Source organism: Prosthecobacter sp. (genome assembly GCF_020439865.1).
In the GTDB taxonomy this organism is placed as follows: Bacteria; Verrucomicrobiota; Verrucomicrobiia; order Verrucomicrobiales; family Verrucomicrobiaceae; genus Prosthecobacter.
Window position 1 is genome coordinate 1 of the sequence record NZ_JAGRPF010000090.1, and the last position, 4784, is coordinate 4784.

A 4784-nucleotide genomic window follows, 5' to 3' on the forward strand; every position below is an offset into this window, starting at 1 on the left:
AAAAAGGGCGTCGCCGCATTGATGAACGGCGCCGAAAACACGCTGAAGCATACCGAAGGCGGCTCCGCCGGCCCCGCGCAAATGGCCGCACGCGGCAAACTCATCGATGTCGCACAGTTGCCCGGAGATATTCCTCTCGGCAGCAGTGGCATTCAGATTCGTTTCGAAACCGATCTCATCACCGAAGGCATGCGTCCCACGCGCATCGTCAAAGTCCGTCCCGCTGACTGGCCCGATGTCCACCTGCCGCGCGAAGAGCATCTCGGCAACGGCGCTTCCAACATCGACGAGCGTTTCCCCAATCCGTCCATCTTTCCGAAATACTGATCCTCTTATGAAGCTGTTCTTTGTTCGTCGTTCTTTGTTCGTCGTTCTTAAATCATCATTGATCCTCGTGTGTTCATTCGTCATCCGAGCAAACGCCGCCAACGACGAACCAAGCACCAAGAACAAAGAACCAGGAACTGAAGTCTTCCGCCCCGAAGCCGGAAAGTTTCCTGCTTTGGCAAAAGCGCATTCCTATCGCGGCGAACTCGTCTTCGTCGATCATGCGAACCGCCGCGGCAGCATCCGTGTGCAAGGGGCAGGCACGTATTTTCGCAACGCGCCGCATCCCTTCGCCATGCTGCCTTATGGCATTGTGCGCTATCACGGAGCGCCGGCGGATCTGTGGGACATCCCGCTCGGCACTGTGATGCATGTCCGCGCCTATCTTCCACCGGACCCGAAGACTTCCGCCGTGCCCGTGTTACCGGTGGATAACAAAAACAAAACCGCCGGTTACAGCGGCAAAGGAGTCGCGCCCGCCGAGAACCACGTCCTCCTGCTCGAAGACGAACCCAGCCACTGCCAGCGCGAGGGACTCGTGTGGAAGCTCAAGGAAGTCGAACTGAAGAACCGCGAAGGCATGATCATCGCCACCTGCGAACCGAAGCAAGGCGGCGACAACAAGGCCGAGGAAGAAAAACTGACCTTCGACGCCGCCACCCGCATCTGGCGCGGCCGCGAATGCCTCGAGATCGACGACTTGATCGCCGAAGGCGCGTGGCCTGCCGATGGCAAAAAATCACTCGGTGGTCAGGCCGTGCTGCTTGGCATCACCTGGAAACCCACGCCGGATGGCATCTTCACCCGCTTTCACATCTCGGACATCTGGCTCGACGATGCCTCGATGCAGCGTGCCGCCAAGAATCAGACTGAAACGCACAAGGCATCCATCCGGAGCCGCTGGATGCCCGCGTGGGTCGACGCCGTCGAATATGGCAAGTTCGGCCGCGCCACCGTGACCGCGACGCTCTTCGGTGGCATGGATGACTCGCTTTACGCTGACTTCAAAAAGGGTGTCGGCGCCAACATGAACGGAGTCGAGAACACCCTGAAGCACGCAGGCGGCGCCTATGGTCCCGCTCACATGGCCTCCAAGGGAACCATCCTCGACGTCACGAAAGCGAGCGGAGACGTTCCTCTCGGCAGCAGCGGCATCCAGATCCGCTTCGAGACCGATCTCATCATCGAAGGCATCCGCCCAGGCCGCATCGTCCGTGTCCGCCCCTCCAACTGGCCGCTCGTCAACCTCCCCCGCGAAGAATACGTCGGCGACAGCAGCAACCCCGAAGACCGCTTCCCCACACCGGACATCTTCCCGAAGTATTGATGGCGGCGCGTCCGTGGTTCTTTGTTGTCACGCGTTCACTTGGCATGAAAGCAGGGCTTTCGCGGCGTATGAAATAAACCATGCGCTTTCTCTGCCTGCTCAGCCTCGCCACGACTTCCGCCTTCGCGGTGGACTTCGTGCGTGAGGTGCGGCCGATTTTCGAGAAGCACTGCTACGAGTGCCACGGGGAGAAGAAGCAGAAGAACGATTTCCGGCTCGACATCAAAGCCGTCGCGCTGGGCGGCGGTAGCGAGCACGCACCCGACATCGTGGCCGGCAAGAGCGCGGAGAGTCCGCTGTTCCGCTTCGTGAGCGGTGCGGATGAAAAGATCGCGATGCCGCCGAAGTCGAAGCTCAGCAGCGCAGAGATCGATGTGCTGAAGCGTTGGATCGATGAAGGTGCCGTGTGGCCGGACGGCGTGGACGTGGCGAAGGTCGAGGACCGCCTCGACTGGTGGAGCTTCAAACCGCTTTCACGCGGAGATGAAAAAGCGAAGGGCAAGGGGATTGATGATTTCATCCGCGCAAAGCTCGCGGAAAAAGGACTCAAACCTGCGCCGCCAGCCGAGTCACACACGCTCATTCGCCGGCTTTACTTCGATCTCATCGGGCTTCCGCCCACGCCGGAGGAGGTCGCGAAGTATGCGGCGCTTCCGTATGAGAAGCTGGTGGACGACTTGCTCGCCTCGCCACGCTGCGGCGAGCGTTGGGCGCGTCACTGGCTCGATCTCGTGCATTACGGCGAGACCCATGGCTATGACAAAGACAAGCCGCGCATGAACGCGTGGCCGTATCGCGACTACGTGATCCGCGCGTTCAACAGCGACAAACCATACGCACGTTTCGTCGAGGAGCAGATCGCAGGTGATGTGCTCTATCCGGGCACGACGGACGGCATCACGGCGCTCGGATTCATCTCAGCGGGGCCGTGGGATTACATCGGACACGCGGAAGTGCCGGAGACGAAGCTCGATGGCAAGATCGCGCGTCATCTCGACCGTGATGACATGGTGCAGAACGCCATCGGCAGCTTCTGCAGCCTCACGGTGCAGTGCGCGCAGTGCCACTATCACAAGTTCGATCCGATCTCGCAGGAAGACTACTATTCGCTGCAGGCCGTCTTCGCCGCGATCGACCGCACGGATGTCGATTACTATCCCGACGACGCGTCGATGCAGAAGTTCGCCGCGCTGCAGAAGCAGAAGGCGCAGCTCGCCAGCGAGATCGCCGCACTTGAAGAGCCTTTGAAGAAGAAAGCCGGCGCGGCCTATGTCGCACTCAGCAAGCGCATCGACGGAGCGGCCGAGAAGTCCGGCAATCCGAATGCGAAACCCGACTTCGGCTGGCACAGCGCCATTTCGCCGACGCAGGATGTTGTAAAGTGGGTGCAGGTCGATCTTGGCAAAAGCGTGCAGGTCGAGCGCATCGTGTTGAAGCCCTGCTACGATGACTACGGCAAGATCGGCGGTGGTTTTGGCTTTCCCGTGCGCTTCAAGATCGAGGTGAGCGACGATCCCGAATTCAAAACCGGTGTCACACTTGTCTGGCGGAAGCATGACGCCACGTTCATGAACGACTTTCCGAATCCCGGCCTCAAACCCTTCGAAAGCGGCACGGCGGGCGACGACGGCGTCACGGGCCGCTACGTGCGTGTCACCGCCGTGAAGCTCGCGCCGCGCAAGAACGACTACATCTTCGCGCTGGCCGAGATGGAGGTCTATGACAGCAAGACCGGTCCGAACCTCGCTGCCGGTTGCTCGGTGACTTCGCTCGACAGCATCGAAGCGCCACCACGCTGGCGCAAAACGAACCTCACCGACGGCATCGCACCCGAGAGTCGCAGCGAAGAAGACAAACAGCAGCTCATTCGCGAACGCGATGCGCTGATGCTCGCGCAGGCAGATGAAGCGACGCGGAAAAAACTCCGCGACGTCCGCAAGCAACGTGATTCGCTGCCATCCCTGCCCGCTCCGCAGAAGGTCTATGCCGGAGCCATTCACACCGGCAGCGGCTCATTCAAAGGCACCGGCGCCGACGGTGGCAAACCGCGTGTCATCCAGGTGCTGAAACGCGGCGACATTCGCCAGCCCGCCAAGGAGGTTGGTCCCGGTAGCATCGCCGCCTTGAGCGAGCGTTTTCATCTGCCGTTCGCGGTTCAGGGTGAAAGCGAATCCGCGCGTCGCGCTGCGCTGGCGAAGTGGATCACGGACAAAAACAACGCGCTCACCTGGCGCAGCATCGTCAATCGCGTGTGGCAGCATCACTTCGGTCGCGGCCTCGTCGAGACGGCGAATGACTTTGGCCGCATGGGAGCGAAGCCGAGTCACCCTGAACTGCTCGATTCGCTGGCCGCATGGTTCCGCGATGACGCCCATGGTTCGCTCAAGGCGCTGCACAAGCGCATCGTGATGAGCGAGACGTATCGTCAGTCATCCGAAGGCGCCGATCCATCTTACGCGACACTCGATGCCTCGAACGAATTCCTCTGGCATCAAAACCGCCGAAAACTCGACGCCGAGTCGATTCGCGACAGCATTCTCGCCGTGAGCGGCAAGCTCGACCTCGCGATGGGCGGCCCGAGCTTCCAGGACTTCGTTATCGAGAAGCCGCAGCACAGCCCGCACTATGAGTATGAACTTCACGATCCAGAGGATCCGAAGTCTTGGCGGCGCAGCATTTACCGCTTCATCGTGCGCAGCCAGCAACAGCCCTTCATGACCGTGCTCGACTGCGCCGATCCCTCCATGCGCGTGGACAAGCGCAACGAATCCCTCAGCCCGCTGCAGGCCCTCGCCATGATGAACAACGGCCTCACCGTCGCCATGGCGAAGCACTTCGCCGAACGCGTCGGCAAGGAAGCCACGGGCATCGAAGCGCAGACGAAGCGCGCCTTTGCCCTCGCGCTCGCCCGCGAGCCGACGGTGGACGAACTGGCCCCGCTGGTTGGTTACGCGAAGCGCGACGGCCTCGAAAACGTCTGCCGGGTGATTTTGAACCTGAACGAATTCAGCTTTGTGGATTGAAACAAAGTTTGCCGGGGATGGGGCCGTTGGTCATACTCGCCACTCTCCATGAACACCCAATTCCCCGCTGAACGCATCCTTCTCGGCCCCGGCCCCAGTCCTGTCCC

2 protein-coding genes and 1 pseudogene are annotated in these 4784 nt (G+C 60.8%); all 3 read left to right on the plus strand.

Annotated elements, in window-relative coordinates; translation table 11 throughout:
* Window positions 1-327, plus strand: a pseudogene (locus KDL09_RS09775) (hypothetical protein); the annotation flags it as partial.
* 7 nt (window positions 328-334) lie between these two features.
* Window positions 335-1654 (plus strand): hypothetical protein, encoded by a 1320-nt coding sequence (locus KDL09_RS09780; RefSeq protein ID WP_294384309.1) that lies wholly within the window; start codon window positions 335-337, stop codon window positions 1652-1654.
* Between the two features lie 80 nt (window positions 1655-1734).
* Window positions 1735-4677, plus strand: coding sequence for a DUF1553 domain-containing protein (locus KDL09_RS09785; protein ID WP_294384311.1), 2943 nt, complete (start codon window positions 1735-1737; stop codon window positions 4675-4677).
* Window positions 4678-4784: the final 107 nt, after the last annotated feature.